Consider the following 15,578-nt stretch of genomic DNA (forward strand, 5'->3'; position numbering starts at 1 on the left):
CTCACGTCCATTTCGGCGCTGGGCTCCGTGAACGGGAAGAAGCTCGGGCGGAAACGCGTCTTGACGCCTTCGCCGAACAGCTTGTTCATAAACACCTGAAGCACGCCCTTGAGGTCTGCAAAGCTGATGTTTTCGTCCACCACGAGGCCTTCGCACTGCTGGAACATCGGGGCGTGGGTCGCATCGTTGTCGACGCGGAACACGTGGCCCGGAGCAATCATGCGGAACGGCGGCTTGTGCGTTTCCATGTAGTGGATCTGCGTGCCGGAAGTATGCGTACGCAGCATCACCTTGTCGTCCACGTAGAACGTGTCCTGCATGTCGCGGCTCGGGTGGTCGGGCGGTGTATTGAGCGCCTCGAAGTTGTACCAGTCCGTTTCGATGTCGCGACCGAAGTCCACCTCGAAACCCATCTGGCTGAAGAAGTCGATGATCTCTTCGCGCACGTCGTAAAGCGGATGCGTGCTGCCCGCCGGGATGCCTGCACCCGGGAGCGTGGTATCTACAAAGCCGCTTTCCAATTTCTTCTGGAGGGCGGCCTGGTTCGCGGTCTCGATAGCCTTGTCGATTGCCTCGGAGACGGCGACCTTAAGTTCGTTCACGAGCTTGCCGTAAGCCGGACGTTCCTCGGCGCTGAGCGTGCCCATCTGCTTCATGAGGTCGGTCACGGCACCCTTCTTGCCCAGGTACTTCACGCGGAGGTTGTTGACGGCTTCTTGGTTCGTAAGGTCGGTTTGCGCAAGTTCTGCGTCAAACGCCTGCTTCACATTGTTAATAGCTTCACTCATAGTGGCCACAAATGTAGAAATTTTTAGTCAAAGGGGGAGGTCTCCCCCCCACCTAAAGGTGGCCATGTACACTAAGGCCTAAAGGACAAGTGTCCAAAGGTCGCCTAGGGGGCCTGCCCCCTAAGACCCCCGAAAACTATTGCGGTCGAATTGTCGTTTTATCCTTGTCCAACACATCCTTTAGAATTTTATTGATTTTTTCGAGTAATTCTTTATCTTTTATGATAAGGTGATCTCTAGCTGAAAGTGGCTGAATAAATGTGCGTTCTCGAGGAGGCGGTACTTCTAACTCTAAAGTTTTATATATATCCTGAATTAAAATCGCGACATCACCATAGTCAAATTTATTTTCATCAAAGTCACTTGAAAAAGCGATGGTGATGTAGGCAAACCCTGCATCTTTTATCATCTGCATCAACGGTTTGTAGGTTCGAACCTTATTCAAGAAGGTTTCTCTATTATCATCAGGTTCTGCGATTCTATTCGGGTCCACAATAATGAAAATATCGTCTGCATCAGATTTCCGAAGTTTTATAGGCAGTTCCTTAAAAACTTCATCGAATATGGATAAAGGGGCAACGACAATTTTTTCGTCCCTGTGCTGTGTGAGCCTGTGCTTCAGATGGGGCGGCCATATCCCGCCTTCGCCACGGCCAACGGCTGAATAGATTTCGCCGTTCTCATCGACAATCACGCTATCCAGCATGCCGTTCTTTTCGGAATAAAGCGCCCACACGATGCGCCCGGCATCATCTTCTTTTTCTTTGTGAAGCGAAATGTAGCGCCTCTCATACAAATCGGGTGCTGCTCTGTAATAAAAATCTTTAGTCCACCCTCCGAGTGCGTATATGGCCATATAGTTCTTTGTAACATACAAAGTAAGATTTAGCATTTGTTCCGCCCAACAGAGGGCAGAACATGCCAAGGCTAATGTCAGTATTTTTTTAGCACTTTTGAGCATTGTCGTTTTTCGCTTTCCCAGTATAATTCGTGCTCGTTATCTTGAATACGGTCACGGCGGCGGCCTGCGCGGGCGTGAATTCAAACTTGTGCGGGGCCGCGTGCGTAGACTGCGCCGGTTTTGCGGACTGCGCGGAACTTGAACCGTGCGCGGCGCCTGCGGCCTGCCGTTCCATCAGGAGCGAGAGCCCGCGGCATTTCTCGGCGCTATCCTCGACGACTTCTGCCTTGCCCTGCCCGACAACGCTTGCATAAAAGCGCCCGCTCTTGCAATAAACGTCCTCGTGAATCTCGATGCGGTTCTCGATGCACATGCTGAACGCCACGTTCGGATTCTTGCGGATGCAGTCGAGTTTTTTGCCGACATGCGCGCAGTGGAAATACAGTTCCAGGACGCCGCCCTCCAGGCAATACCCGAATGACATCGGAATCACGTAGGGCATGCCCGCATTCGCATCGTCCACCATCGCAATGTGGCAGGTCGTGCACTGCTCGATAATCTTTGCGATATTCTCGTCGCCTAAAACTTCTCTATCCTTGCGCCGCATATTTAATTTGTCCTTTCTTTTTTTTTTCAAATCTAATTTTTTTCTTGGGGTCTTCTTTCGCTTGCAAAATGTTTTTTACGTAAACGGGCGCTTGAAAATTTTTTCGGGATAATGCGTAACGCGCGGAACTTAAACTCCCGATTTTTCGGGTTTTGTTGTTCTCGACTTCAACAAAATGTTATAGGCCGCAGTGGCGTGTTTGGAGGGGCCAATCTATATTAAGAAAAAAAGGAGTCAGATATGAAATTAGGGCTTTTGGCGTTTCTCGCCATTGGAGTCTCGTTGGGTCTTGTAGCCTGTTCCGAAGATGCGGCCACGAATCCGAATGTCGATAGTGGGGCCTTGAACCCTGTGGAAATTTCTTCTAGCAGCGATTTCCTGGGGGCAGGTTTCCCCGGCGTAGAACTTTCCAGTTCGAGTATTGCCGGCCCCGGCTTCGGCATCTCCAGTTCAAGCTTCGTATGGCCCGGCCCGGCCGTTTCCAGCTCGAGCGTTGTGATTCCCGGTGGCAGCAATCCCGGCAACGAGAGCGGCGACGACGAGAACGACAACGAGGATTCAAGGACGTTGGACGGCTCGCAGATTCTCCTGAAACTTGCGGGCACTTCGGCTACGGTCGAAAACAACAACGGCTGTGTCGAAGTGGCGGACAAGAGCGCGACCATCACTTGCCCGGGCGCCTACTATGTAACAGGAGAATCTTCCGACTTTCAGGTGGTGGTGAATACTCCGGGCGCCGAGAACGAGGGCAATACCGGCATCTACCTCCACAACGCGACCATCAAGAGCTCCAATTCTCCCATCCTCGTGAAGAATGCCGACAAGACGGTGATTCACCTAGTCAAAGGCACCACCAATGTGGTCGAAGACGGCAACGGGAACCACCTGTTCACGAAGGTCAACGGAGCGCAGGATACTTCGAAGGCTGCAATCTATTCCCGCGACGACTTGAACATCAAGGGAGCGGGCAAGCTGACCGTGAATGGCAAGTTCAAGAACGGCATCCAGTGCAGCAATGACCTCAAAATCAAGAATGGAAACATCACCGTCGAAGCCGAAGAAAATGCCATCAAGGGCAAGGGTAGCCTCCAGATTTCGGGCGGTGTCTTGAACGTGACCGCCAAGAAGGGCGACGGACTCGAAAGCGACGAATGCGAAGAGGCGGGTGGCGCCTGCAAGGATACGGTTGCCGGCAAGGGCATCGTGGAAATCTCCGGCGGAAACATCACCATCAAGGCGGGTGACGACGGCATCCAGGCGGCAAACTACATTCTTGTGAACGATTCTGCCGAAGCCTCCACCATCAAGGTGACTTCTACCGGCAAGGGAATGGTCGCCACGAAGTTCATCTATGTGAACGGGGGCGATATCAATGTGACCGCCGATGACGATGCAATGCATACAAAATGGCGTGTCTACATGAATGCGGGCAACGTGACGGTCAGTTCGAAGGATGACGGCATTCACGCCGATTCTGCCCTGTACCTGAAGGGCTCTACAATCAACGTGGTTACCGCTAGCGAAGGCCTGGAAGCCTACAGGATTTTTGCGGAAGGCGGAATCACTTCGACATTTGCTACAAACGACGGCTGGAACGGCGCCGGTGGCCCGAAGGAAAACGTGGGCCAGTACGCTGCGTTCAGCGAGAGCGGTGGCCATATTGTCGTTAGCGGCGGCTACCACTACATCAGCGCGAAGGGCGACATGATCGACGTGTTCGACGCGAACGGTTCCGGAAAGATGACCGGCGGCGTGCTGATTCTCGAAATCACTGGCCAGAGCTACGAGAACCAGGGCGGCTTCAACTTTGGAGGTTGGGGCGGCGGAGGCATGGGTGGCGGCATGGGCGGTGGTAGCGGCGGATGCTCTTCCAACATGGCGGGCGGCCTTATCGATACGGATGCCGGCTTCGAGATTACCGGCGGCGTTCTCCTCGCGTTCGGCAACTACTCGACCGACCTTCCCAAGTGCGCGACCGTCACCTACAACAACAGCAGTTACTACGGCTCAAACAACGCTGCATTCAAGCCGACCTACCAGGGCAACGCGATTATCTACGGTGGTTCCGTGCAGTCGGTTACACAGGTAAATACTGCCGGCATGCAGGAACTCAAGTTCCCCAATGGCGTGAGCTACATGTACAAGTAAGTTTATTGCTTGACGGGCAAATGCATAATTACGGGCCGGTTCTTGCCGGCCTCTGTTTTATGTATCGTGAGCTTGCCGGTGCTGTCGTAACCGAACTGCTCGCCGACGCGTTCCCCGTTTACGTAGTTGAGGCTGTCTTTCAGCACGCCGTTCGGGTACCAGTTGCGCCATATGCCATGACGTTTGGTATTTGCCCAATAGCCTAGGCTTGCCATTCCGCCGCCCATGCTGTCGGGGTAGAAACTGCGGTCTTCTATTTGGGTAGAATCTTCTCCTGCGCCCCAAAACTCTTCGTATAGTAACTTGTGACCTGGCTTGATGTAACGTAACGTTGCCGGAAACTTTCCGATACTTAGCTTATATGCACTCTTGTCACTTAGTGCGCTAGAGTCGAGAATGCCGCTAGGAATTGGAGAATGTGAAAAGGAGGTCTCTGCGCAGAATAATATTGAGGAAGTCTCGCATGTTCCGTAAGATATTCCGGTATTTTCACTGAAGCCCTTGTATGTTTCTATAGTGAATTTGCTTTCACGAAGTAGTTTCCCGTTTTCGTCATACCAGCTCCATATGGAATCGCGTTGCCCGGTTACTGTCCTATGTTCCTGCTTTAGGAGGGTTCCGTTGGCCCTGTAGTATTCTGTGGTGCCGATGAGGGCGCTATCTCCAGATGCTGGCCCATAAAATGTTGTTTCATCTAAACGGAATCCTAGTGTTCCCTTAATGCGGATACGTTCCGTTTTAGGATCTTCACTGAAATTCTCATAGTATAGTTCAAAGGGGCCATATAGTTTGTTTTTGTGGCAGGTGAATTTTTCGAGCAGGGCGCCATTCATGGAATACCTTTTCAGGTAACTTTTTTTGCTCATTTCGGGAGCGGATTTTATTTCGCGGTTGGGTTCCCATCTGGCATGACATGTTCCCTCTTGTTGTGGATTTCCATTCTCGTGCCACTTTTTCCACACTCCGGTTGCGTTGCCGTTTTCGTCGTAATGCTCCTCGAAGGCCTTATTGCCGTTGAAGTGCCAGCCTTCCCAGTCGCCTACGGGGTGATCGTCCTTGTAGTGTCGCACTGCTTCCTTGCGGCGGGAGTTGAGCCGTTCTACGAAGTAACTTGTCCAAGTCCCTTCGCGCTTGCCGTTCTTGTATTCGCCGTCGAGCGCCACGTCGCCGAGTACGGTCCAGCGCTTGATCTTCCCGTGCGGCACGTTGTTCTTGTACTGGATTTCGAATTCCTTGATGCCATTGTCGTACCACTCGTTGCGCTTGAGGATTTCGCCGTCGGGGTATACCCATACGGAGGTTTTCTTCGTGCCGTTCACGTGCTTTTCGAGGACTTGCTCTTCGGCATGCTCAATGGTGCAACCATAAAGCACGCCACAAGTGCCCAAAAGCGGCAAAAAGGCCAAAAATGTCGAAAAAATCTTCCTGCGCATGTCCACCAAAGTAGAAAAAAGGTAATTTCTAGTTGTGGAAGATACAAAAAACAGGACGATTGCCGATACCTTCAACGCGAAGCTCAAGACTCCGTGGGTTTGGGTGATTATCCTTGTCACGCTCGGGCTTACCGCGCTGTTCTACATTTCGCAAAAGCCCGAAGCCGTTGTCTATTCGCGCTACATCAAGTCGCTTTCGGATTACCAGCTGATGGAACTCGACCTGATGCGATCGATGAACCAGGTCCGTTGTGGCTACAATGCGGACTCGGTCCGCGTCCTTGCCCAGACAATGTCACTTCGGGAACTTGCTGTCTCATACTCCAGGGATATGGATGAGTTCGCGTCCCACGGAATTGCCACTCCTCCCCGACCGGCCATTGCGAAATTCGAACGCGAAGTCTTTTCGAAGGTGGCCGGCATCCGCCGCTACCTGTCTGTCCGTAGGGCGTGGTTGAACAAGTTCGAATCCGTCTATGCCGAAGTATCCGACCTTCCGGGCGTGTCCGCCTATCTTCTGCTTTCTGTGCTGGATTCCGCGCGATTCGGTTTCCCGGTCCAGCAGCCTCGTGGAATTGCGCCGGATTCGCTTTCTGCCAAGATAGATACATTGCTTGCGGAAAATGCCGAGCTTGCGATGGCCTGGAGCCGTTTCGACAACCATGTGGCCATCATGAGCAGCGAAGAAATGATACAGTTCTTCCAAAAGGAAAACATGAACGAGATGGCGCTCAAGGCAAAGATTCCGCTAGTGTTCTATTTCCTGACCATCGTGTTGCTTCTCTCGACATTCTTTTTTATATTCAAGTCAAAATCGTAATTTGATATGTTGTCCTTTTTTCAAACACGAAAGTCCGCTTACTTCAATATCGCGCTGTTGTTCCTCGTTGCCCTGGTGTGGTGCATTTCGAGCACGCATAATGTTGTTCGCAGTTTTTTCAAGGAAGAACACCTTTTTTATGGAACTGTAAGCCAGGCTTCTATCCCGAGTCTTTTTGGCGGGACGGACATCCCCTTCCTCGACAGGACGTTCTTCCAGATTAATGGCGACAAGGATGCGACGTTCATCCTCTACACGTCCAAGGAAATAAACGACGAGATGGCGGAATGGTTCAGCTTTGCCGAAGAGGGCGCTTCTGAAATTCCGCTCGAAATCAGTGCCGTGCGCGTCAAGGACAATACCTTTGTCGTCAAGTATATCGGCAACAGCGACGGCGAACTCGATTGGGAAACCCTTGTCGAGTACCAGATTTCGAACCTGATGGTTTTTGGGGGCATCGCCTTGATTTGCTTTGTTGCGATGGTCGTGTTTGCCGTGCTCGGCATCAGGACGAAAAGGCGGCCTCTGCGGCGGACCTAGTATGCGTCATTTCGTTGCGCTGCTGGTTCTGATGGCATGTTGCGTTGGCGCATGGGCGGCCGTTTTTTCAGATTCGCTGAAAGTTTCGTATGTCGACAGCGGGCGCAATCTGCTTTTCAGGAATGTGGCGGGAGTCTGGTGGCCCGCGCAGCCGAAATCTCCCAAGGCGGCGAAATCCGGTGTCGTCGTTTGGTTCCATGGCGGCATGACGAGCGGCAACTGCGAGAAGGGACTTGTCGCAGGCGACGATTTCTCGAAGCTGTTTCCGGATGTAATCGTGGTGAGCGCTTCTGCTTGCAGGGAATCTCATTGGGTGACAGACGCCATGGTGTCCGCGGTCGATGCGGCCCTCGATTCCGTGGCCAGGAAGCGTAATGCGATCGTGGGGGAGGTTACGCTGGTAGGAGTCTCGGATGGCGCGCTGGGGGTGCTCTACTACTCCGTGCAGGGCAAACGTCGGGTGAAGGACCGGCTCCTGGTGAGCTCTTTCGGGAAACTCCTGGGCGAAGCGCCCGCCATTGCTGCATCGAGTCCCAGGATGCGCGAGGGGAGGTGGCGTTTTTTGCAGGGGGGCGCCGACCGTCTTTTCCCTGTCGCGCAGGCAAAACCGTGGATTGAGGATTTCTGCCGTGCCGTGGCAGTGGACTGCGCACTCCGGTTCGACCCCGCGGGCGAACATGACTGGTCGTATTGGCGCGAAAAGCACCTCGACTGGATTCGGGAGGCGGTGTCCGGGAAATAATTGGACTCACCCCTTGACAAAACGGGCGAATTTTTCAAAATTTGGTGCACCACGCGGATGTGGTGGAACTGGTAGACACGCTAGATTCAGGTTCTAGTGCCTGCAAGGGCATGAAGGTTCAAGTCCTTTCATCCGCACTGAAAGACCGCCGGAGCAATCCGGCGGTTTTTCTATTGTCCGGCGCATCCCTCTAATGCTATATTCTTTTTCATGGAAGACTTCTTGCTTGAAATCCCGGACGCACCCATCGAAGGAGAGCGCGTCGTGCTTCGGCTCCTGCACGAGCCCGATGCGGAGCCCTTGTTTGCGGTGATAGACGAGAGCCGGAATTTTCTTGCCAGGCACCTGCCGTGGCCGGCCGGATGCCGCTCGGTCGAAGATGTCGCCGCAAGAATCGAATCGTGGGAAATGCAGGCCGAGATGGCCAACGGCGCCTGCTGGGGAATTTTCGAACGCCCGCAGGGTTCCGCTTCTGCACCTGCTCTTGCGGGGGTCATTGTTCTCGGCTGGATCCAGGCGGCGCACCTTTCCGCAAGCGTGAGCTACTGGCTGGGCGAAAAGTTTACGGGAAGGGGCCTTGCAACCGAGGCCCTGCGGCAGCTTTCGCGCTATGCGTTCGCGAAACTCGGGCTCAACCGGCTCGAAATCTCTGCCTCCGTGGCCAATGCGGAAAGCCGGGCGGTCGCTACACGCGCGGGATTTGTGCAAGAGGGAATCTGCCGTGAATACGAGCGGATACACGGGCATTTCGAAGACCATGTTCGGTTCTCCCTTCTGGCGAAAGATCTTTGATTTTCGCCGAAATTCGCCGTTTTCCGCTTGCGGCCGCTTATATTCTGGTAACAAAGACGTATACTAGGGTAAACGAGAAAGTGTAAATTTTTTTGTTCTTTCGCCGTTCAATCTTCTATCTTATGGATATGGAAAATGGAGAAAAAATAAACTTGACTGAACCGGACGTGCTGCAGTACACGAATTTTCGCGTCTACCTCCGCGATTATTACGAGTACAAGAAGAAGACTCAGCCCTCGTTCAGCCTCCGATTCTTCGCCGAGAAGGCGGGGCTTTCGAGTCACGCCCACCTGAAGCTTACCATCGACGGCAAGCGCAACATCACGAAGGGGACTGTGCTCAAGCTTATCCAGGGCTTGGGCCTCGAAAAACAGCGCGCGGCTTATTTCGAAAGCCTCGTGTTCTTCAACCAGGCGCAGAACGATACAGAGAAACAGATTTACTATGCCCAGCTCATTCAGGCAAGCCCTCGTTCCAAGCTTCACAAGATGGACAAGGCGCAGTTCCGCATCTTCCGTGAATGGCACCACTCCGTCATCCTGGAAATGGTGGCCCTCAAGGGTTTCCGCCCGATTCCCGACTGGGTGAGCAAGAAGCTCCGCGGCCTGGTCTCGCCCTCGCAGGTGCAGGAATCCTTCGATTTGCTGATGGAACTGGGCCTCCTGGTCAAGACGGCTAACGGGTTCAGGCAGCGCGACCCGCTCCTCACGACCGATGACGAGGTGCAGGACATGATGGTGAAGCTCTATCACCAGCAGATGCTGCGCATTTCGGCCAACATGTTGAACGAACTTCCGAGCCAGGAACGTGATGTATCTGCACTGACGTTCAGTATCAAGCGCGAAGATTTCCCCAATTTGAAGAAACACATCCAACTAATGCGCAAAGAACTACTAGATTTCTCTGCGAAACCCGGAGAAGCGGATGACGTAATCCAGGTGAATATCCAGATGTTCCCGCTGACCAAAGGAGTGTGATGCGTTTTGGGTGGTCCATAGTAGGTCTGTTGTTGACCGTGTCTGTTTTCGTCGGATGTTCTTCCGGCGAAAAATCTGAGCCAATTGCCGGTATCGAAATCGGCAACCCGGCACTGGCATTGACAGCTGCATTCTCGGTCGACTATTCCGAGGTGGAATCCTATACACTTAAAAAGTCTGCTGCAAAGGACGAACCGATGCTGTTGGATTCGTTCTCGATGAACTTGTCCGAGGTTCGTTCGTTCTCCAGCTACTATGTTGCAGTCTCTATCGATCCGAAGGAAGGCCTGCCCGTGTGGCCCGAAGAGGATGCGCCTGACGCGACCTTGCCCGTATCGTTCACGGAAGGGTCTTTGGTGGAAGAACCTTTCAAGAACATCAACCTCGAAGACGAAGGCTACCTGAAAGAAATAGGTGTCTCTTTCAAGCCTGAAGGCGCGAATTCCTTCATCCGTGGCCGCATTCTTCTCGACGGCGAATACGTTCCCTTCGAATACGACCTCAACGGATTCCAGAAGATTGGTTTGCGCTACCACTTCTCGCAGATCGAACGCGTTTCTGACAGCGTAGCCAACCTGTCCGTGGTATTCCACGTGCGCTACTTTGTCGAAGGTGTCGATTTCAAGAAGGCGGAAGTGTCGGAAGACGGTGTCGTCCGCTTTGACAACGCGAACAACGTTTCTCTCTGGCGCCAGCTGAACAACAATTTCGTGTCGGGCTTCCGCTCGCTGCGCTACAACTACGTCGATGCGCAGGGCAACAGCGTTGAAGACTATGTCAAGGATATTTGGGAAGGCGTCGTCGGCTCCATGAGCGACAACACTATCGAGAACGGGAACTTCTCGAAGGGACTTGACCATTGGATCTTCTTTACGCAGATGCGTGGTGAGGCGACTGCATCGGTAATCGAAGATGCGAACGGCGACAAGATGCTTAAGGTGGTTGTCACCAACGGTGGTACCAGATCCTACAGTGTCCAGCTCATACAGGAAGATGTGGCGCTTGTCGCGAAAAAAAAATACAAGTGCGTGTTTACCATCTGGTCCGATGTCGAAGGACAGATCACGGCGCGCATCGGTACTTACGACGACTACGAGACTGTGGGCTTCCAGGAACATCCGATAGTGAAGACCAGCGGCCAGTCGGTCGAGATTGAGTTCTCTCCGCAGGAGAGTACGCCCTTTGCCCGATTTGAACTGAATCTCGGCAATATGGAGCGCACCTTCTACATCAAGGAAGTGAAAATTTACCGCCTTGAGAAGTAATTGAAAGTTTGGTGTATGAAAATGCCGGCAGATGATTTTCTGCCGGCACTTTTGTATTCGGGAACAGCTTGTGTTACATCTCTTCGAGTTCCTTGCCCTTCGTTTCCTTGATGAACTTAGCCACAAAGAAGATGCTGAAGATGGCGAAGAACGAATAGATGGCGTATGTCGGGCCCACACCGATACCCTGCTTGCCCGTAAGCACCGGGAAGCTCCAGGTGACGATGAAGTTTGCACCCCACTGCGCAAGGCCGCAGATGGCGATGGCCACCGTACGGATGCGGTTGTTGAACATCTCGCCGAGCATCACCCACATGACCGGGCCCCAGGACACCGCGAAGAAGGTGATGTAGAGGTTCGCGGCGATGAGCGCGATGACGCCCGCAGCTCCGGAGAGGCTACCGTCAGCTCCCGCATTCATGAAGCATATCGTGAGCGTGCTGAGTGTTACGGCCATGCCGACGCTACCGATAAGCAGGAGCGGCTTGCGCCCGATCTTGTCGATAAGCATGATGGCGGCGATGGTCATGACGAGGTTGATGGCGCTCGAGATGACGCTCGTGAGGAAGGCGTCGCTTTCGCCGAAGCCCACGCTCTGCCAGAGCATGGTGCCGTAGTAGAAGATGACGTTGATTCCCACCAGCTGCTGTAAGATGGCAAGGCCGAGGCCCGCCCACAGAATCGGTGCGATACGCTTCTTGCCGCCGACCATTTCGAACAGGTCGCTGAACTTGGAAGGTTTCTCGTTGCGGAAGGTTTCGTGGATGGCTTCGATTTCGCGATCGACCCCTTCGGAATCGATTTTGGCGAGAACGCGTTTTGCGTCATCGAGGCGGCCTTTGTGAACAAGGTAACGTGGCGATTCCGGGAGCCTCCATGCGGCAATGCCGTAGAGCGCCGCCGGGATGGCCTCGACCCAGAACATGACCTGCCAAGCCTTGAAGCCTCCGATGAACGTGTTGTTCGCCGAACCCGCGATACGCACGATGATGTAGTTCGAAAGGAGCGCGACAAAGATGCCAATCACGATGGCAAACTGCTGCATGGACCCGAGTCTCCCGCGCAAATGGGCGGGCGCCGTTTCGGCAATGTAGATGGGAGCGATGATGCTTGCGACACCGATACCCACACCGCCGATGATGCGCCACATGATAAAATCGGGAATGCCGAATGGAAGGCCCGAACCGATAGCGCTTACAAAAAATAGCACGGAAGCGGCAAGCATGCAGCGCACGCGGCCGAAGGTGTCGGCTAGGCGGCCCGCAAAGAATGCGCCTGCGGCGGCACCGATAAGCGCAAGGGAAACGGACCAGGCGAGTTCATAGTCCGTCGCGTTGAAGTGGGTTTTTAACGCCCCGTTCGCTCCGTTAATAACGGAAGAATCAAAGCCAAAGAGGAACCCGCCGACCGCCGCGGCGAGGGTAATCAGGATAATGTGGCCCATGTGCTGTTTTTTCTGGGACATGAAAACTCCTTTTTTGAGATGTCTTAAGGGTAAACTATTCGAAAGTGTGCAGAAAAGCCACTTTGAAAAGAATAAATAGCAGAAAACGATATTCCAAGTTGGAATAATGGAGCTTTTGGGGTGAAAATAAAGTTATTTTAGTGAGCAATAGCTACAAAAGAATGCTCTAGAAGTTTAAAAAATGGAGGCCACCGTGGCTAAAGTTATGCATCGTTGCTTGATATCAGAATGACATGGATGGCCGAAAATTTGAATTACGAATATAACGATGATTCAGGGGAAACAGAATGTTTCGAGAATTCTTCTGATAGTTGCTCTAAATATGGTCGCCTATACACATGGAATGTCGCTATAGATGGAGCTTGTCCTAGTGGCTGGCATTTGCCGGATACCACAGAGTGGGTAACTTTGTTTGCCGCTGTGGGAAGAAATCCCTATTCAATGCAATCAAAAGGATTTTCGGCATGGGATAAAGCAACAGATGAATACGGTTTTTCTGCTGTTCCTGCTGGTTGCCGTGGGGATGACTGCTACAGTAGCGTCGGCAGGTACGCTAACATTTGGACTGCTACTGAGTACGATTACAATCGTGCCTACTTCTGGGGCGTGTGGCCGACCTCTGCGGGTTATGCCTATTTTGCCAAGTACAACCGGTTCTCCGTCCGTTGCGTAAAGGACTAAGGTTGCCGAAAAAAAGAGGTGGTCAAGAATTTTGACCACCTTGCCAAACTGATTTTTTTAATTACAGCAGTTTCCCGGCCTTGAAGGACTCTTCAAGATAGCTTGGGTTCTGGTAATAGCAGTCTGAATTGAAATTTGAAATGAAGTCGCTAATGGGGGAGGTGAAAATCTTGATGGCGGTTTCGATTTCATCTCCGTTCTTTGCACAGTCGAGAACCATGATGCAGTACAGGTTGCCGATGTCCGTATAGGAGGGCACATCGTATTTGCAGTTCTCGACAGATTCAAAATTGCCTTGCGGAATTTTGTACTGATTCACAACCTCTTCGCTGACCTGTTCGAAACTTAAGCAATGGTTAACCTGGGCGTCTTTTAGCTGTTTGGCGAAACCATTGACACCAAGCTTATTGGCGACAACACCACGCTTGTTCTTTGTTTTGCGGGCGATAAATTCAACCAAAGAGCACACGTAGAACAAATCGTCTTTATTTGCATTCGTCATGTGCGACCTCGTATTTCAAGAACTTCAAGCATGCCAAAGCCGAAAGCGTGTGGAAACTAATTTGGTGAGTAGGGTACTTGAATTCAGCCAAAGCCCAGAACTGTTTGCGGTTGATTCGCCCTGTCAAGAAATCGTTTACAAAATTCCAAACGGTGTCGTCTGCCATGGGCCCCTCGACAACATCGTATTGATGGGTCTCTCCATTACGGCAGGCTGCTATAAAGTCGAGCCATTTGTCGGTCATTTTCTCAAATTTTAGGATTTTTAGTGAACCGGAATCCGTGAATTCATAGTGATTGACGTATGGAGTGCCTTCACCACGATTTGCCCACCGCACCGCTTGTTTGAAATCATTGGTGCAGTAGAATCCCCATGAAAAGTCCTTCGTGAACTTTGTCTTTCGAATTTCGGGCGATTCTACGATTTGTTTGCTTGCGTGGTAAATGAGCATGGCTCTAATATAACAAAATATCCCGAAGAAATCCTGCTGATTAGGATTAGGCTGTCTTTTGAGACCATTTTGGCCGCTTTGACGGTGGCTCGCGTTGCCGTTGCCATTCCCATTTTCTATCTTTGTTCCCGAAAATTTAGTACCCGTGGCAGAGTGCCGCGGGGTTTGAGGTAACCCATGTTTCGTGAAGTAAAGAAAGAAGAAACCTTCCCGCAGATTGAAGAGCGTGTGCTTGCCCTGTGGGATAAGGATGAATCGTTCAAGAAGTCGCTGGACTCCCGTCCGGAAACCGAACCGTACACTTTCTACGATGGCCCTCCGTTTGCAACGGGCCTTCCGCACTACGGTCACTTGCTTGCCGGTACCATCAAGGACATCGTTCCGCGTTACTGGACCATGAAGGGCAAGAGGGTTCCGCGCGGTTTCGGTTGGGACTGCCACGGCCTTCCGATTGAATCTCTCGTTCAGAACGAACTCGGTCTCGCGGGCGTTGCCGAAATCCAGAAGCTCGGTGTCGATAAGTTCAACGAAACTTGCCGCGGCAAGGTGCTCAAGTACACCAGCGAATGGAAGAAGACCGTTCGCCGCATGGGCCGCTGGGTCGACTTCGACAAGGGCTACAAGACCATGGACAAGAACTTCATGGAATCTGTGTGGTGGGTGTTCAAGCAGTGCTTTGACAAGGGCCTCATCTACCAGGGCTACCGCATCCAGCCGTACAGCCCGGCTCTCGCGACCCCGCTTTCGAACTTCGAAACCAACCAGGGCTATAAGGACCGTCAGGACCCGTCTCTGACGCTCATCTTCCCGATCAACTCGAGCGAGCCCAAGTTCAAGGACACGAGCATCCTCGTGTGGACGACGACCCCGTGGACGCTTTACTCCAACTTCTGCATCGTTGTGGGCCCGGACATGGACTACAACCTGGTGGAACAGGACGGCAAGAAGTACTGGATTGCCGCAAGCCGTACCGCCGCCTACTTCAAGAACCCGAACATCGTGGATACCTGCAAGGGTTCCGAACTCGTGGGCAAGGACTACGAGCCGCTCTCCCGCATTTCCGATGCGTTCGTGACGCCGGACCAGCTGTCCCGCCACTACAAGATTTACCCCGCCGACTACGTGAGTACCGAAGACGGTACTGGCGCCGTGCATACCGCTCCCTCCTTCGGTGAAGAAGACTTCCAGAAGGGCGCAGAACTCGACCTCGGCCTTTTCGACCCGCTGGATACCGAAGGCAAGTTCACCGACAAGGTCCCGATGTGGAAGGGCCTCGGTGCGAAGGAAGCCGACAAGGAAATTATCCGCTACTTCAAGGAACAGGGCCGCGTGTTCAAGCAGGACGTGATTGTCCACAGCTACCCGCACTGCTGGCGTACCGGCGTTCCTCTGATTTACCGCGCCCTCAAGACTTGGTTCCTGAAGATTGACGCCCCTGTCACGAGCAAGGACGGCGTGACCAAGAC

At 52.7% G+C, this 15,578-nt stretch carries 16 protein-coding genes and 1 tRNA gene; 10 read left to right on the forward strand and 7 right to left on the reverse strand.

What is annotated here, in order from left to right; all coding sequences use genetic code 11:
• The 3 genes from pheS to B2310_RS00740 form a co-directional block, all read right to left on the reverse strand.
• Positions 1–788, reverse strand: a 788-nt coding sequence (gene pheS, locus B2310_RS00730; protein WP_173318016.1) for a phenylalanine--tRNA ligase subunit alpha, incomplete at its 3' end; no start/stop codon positions are given.
• A gap of 136 nt (positions 789–924) precedes the next feature.
• Positions 925–1,749, reverse strand: coding sequence for a hypothetical protein (locus B2310_RS00735; protein WP_290727959.1), 825 nt, complete (start codon positions 1,747–1,749; stop codon positions 925–927).
• The gene (locus B2310_RS00740; protein WP_290727961.1) at positions 1,733–2,296 is read right to left on the reverse strand and encodes a pyridoxamine 5'-phosphate oxidase family protein; all 564 of its coding nucleotides are present in this window, start codon (positions 2,294–2,296) and stop codon (positions 1,733–1,735) included. The genes B2310_RS00735 and B2310_RS00740 overlap by 17 nt, the downstream gene beginning before the upstream one ends.
• A 240-nt stretch (positions 2,297–2,536) precedes the next feature.
• On the opposite strand from B2310_RS00740, the gene B2310_RS00745 reads away from it, so the two are divergent.
• Positions 2,537–4,444 carry a carbohydrate-binding domain-containing protein gene (locus tag B2310_RS00745; RefSeq protein WP_290727964.1) on the forward strand — a complete coding sequence of 636 codons (1,908 nt, stop codon included), beginning with the start codon at positions 2,537–2,539 and terminating at the stop codon, positions 4,442–4,444.
• Positions 4,445–4,446: 2 nt separating this feature from the next.
• Here B2310_RS00745 and B2310_RS00750 read toward each other — a convergent pair whose 3' ends face one another.
• A complete protein-coding gene (locus B2310_RS00750; protein WP_290727965.1) occupies positions 4,447–5,877 on the reverse strand; it encodes a toxin-antitoxin system YwqK family antitoxin in 1,431 nt (476 codons plus the stop codon).
• A gap of 34 nt (positions 5,878–5,911) precedes the next feature.
• On the opposite strand from B2310_RS00750, the gene B2310_RS00755 reads away from it, so the two are divergent.
• The 7 genes from B2310_RS00755 (at position 5,912) to B2310_RS00785 (ending at position 11,013) form a co-directional block, all read left to right on the forward strand.
• Entirely contained in the window at positions 5,912–6,697 is a 786-nt protein-coding gene (locus B2310_RS00755; RefSeq protein WP_173382764.1) for a hypothetical protein, read from the forward strand.
• Positions 6,698–6,703: 6 nt separating this feature from the next.
• Positions 6,704–7,237, forward strand: coding sequence for a hypothetical protein (locus tag B2310_RS00760; protein ID WP_173366564.1), 534 nt, complete (start codon positions 6,704–6,706; stop codon positions 7,235–7,237).
• A gap of 1 nt (position 7,238) precedes the next feature.
• Entirely contained in the window at positions 7,239–7,979 is a 741-nt protein-coding gene (locus B2310_RS00765; protein WP_290727968.1) for an alpha/beta fold hydrolase, read from the forward strand.
• A gap of 53 nt (positions 7,980–8,032) precedes the next feature.
• A tRNA-Leu gene (locus tag B2310_RS00770) sits at positions 8,033–8,116 on the forward strand.
• A 73-nt stretch (positions 8,117–8,189) separates the two neighbouring features.
• A complete protein-coding gene (locus tag B2310_RS00775; protein ID WP_173382763.1) occupies positions 8,190–8,771 on the forward strand; it encodes a GNAT family N-acetyltransferase in 582 nt (193 codons plus the stop codon).
• A 128-nt stretch (positions 8,772–8,899) separates the two neighbouring features.
• Positions 8,900–9,748 (forward strand): TIGR02147 family protein, encoded by an 849-nt coding sequence (locus B2310_RS00780; RefSeq protein WP_173366561.1) that lies wholly within the window; start codon positions 8,900–8,902, stop codon positions 9,746–9,748.
• A complete protein-coding gene (locus B2310_RS00785) occupies positions 9,748–11,013 on the forward strand; it encodes a carbohydrate binding domain-containing protein (RefSeq protein ID WP_290727970.1) in 1,266 nt (421 codons plus the stop codon). Before B2310_RS00780 ends, B2310_RS00785 begins: the two co-directional genes overlap by 1 nt.
• A 73-nt stretch (positions 11,014–11,086) precedes the next feature.
• On the opposite strand, the gene B2310_RS00790 is transcribed toward B2310_RS00785, so the two are convergent.
• A complete protein-coding gene (locus tag B2310_RS00790) occupies positions 11,087–12,478 on the reverse strand; it encodes a sugar porter family MFS transporter (RefSeq protein WP_290727972.1) in 1,392 nt (463 codons plus the stop codon).
• A 237-nt stretch (positions 12,479–12,715) separates the two neighbouring features.
• Between B2310_RS00790 and B2310_RS00795 the strand changes: the two genes are divergently transcribed.
• Positions 12,716–13,159 (forward strand): FISUMP domain-containing protein, encoded by a 444-nt coding sequence (locus B2310_RS00795; RefSeq protein ID WP_290727980.1) that lies wholly within the window; start codon positions 12,716–12,718, stop codon positions 13,157–13,159.
• Positions 13,160–13,220: 61 nt separating this feature from the next.
• On the opposite strand, the gene B2310_RS00800 is transcribed toward B2310_RS00795, so the two are convergent.
• Both B2310_RS00800 and B2310_RS00805 read right to left on the reverse strand, forming a co-directional pair.
• Positions 13,221–13,661: a hypothetical protein gene (locus B2310_RS00800; RefSeq protein ID WP_290727974.1), complete on the reverse strand. Its 441-nt coding sequence runs from the start codon at positions 13,659–13,661 to the stop codon at positions 13,221–13,223.
• The gene (locus tag B2310_RS00805) at positions 13,645–14,112 is read right to left on the reverse strand and encodes a DUF3990 domain-containing protein (RefSeq protein ID WP_290727976.1); all 468 of its coding nucleotides are present in this window, start codon (positions 14,110–14,112) and stop codon (positions 13,645–13,647) included. Before B2310_RS00805 ends, B2310_RS00800 begins: the two co-directional genes overlap by 17 nt.
• Before the next feature lie 177 nt (positions 14,113–14,289).
• Between B2310_RS00805 and B2310_RS00810 the strand changes: the two genes are divergently transcribed.
• Positions 14,290–15,578, forward strand: a 1,289-nt coding sequence (locus tag B2310_RS00810) for a class I tRNA ligase family protein (protein WP_290727978.1), incomplete at its 3' end; no start/stop codon positions are given.

The sequence above is a fragment of the Fibrobacter sp. UBA3629 genome, assembly GCF_002374005.1.
In the GTDB taxonomy this organism is placed as follows: domain Bacteria; phylum Fibrobacterota; class Fibrobacteria; order Fibrobacterales; family Fibrobacteraceae; genus Fibrobacter.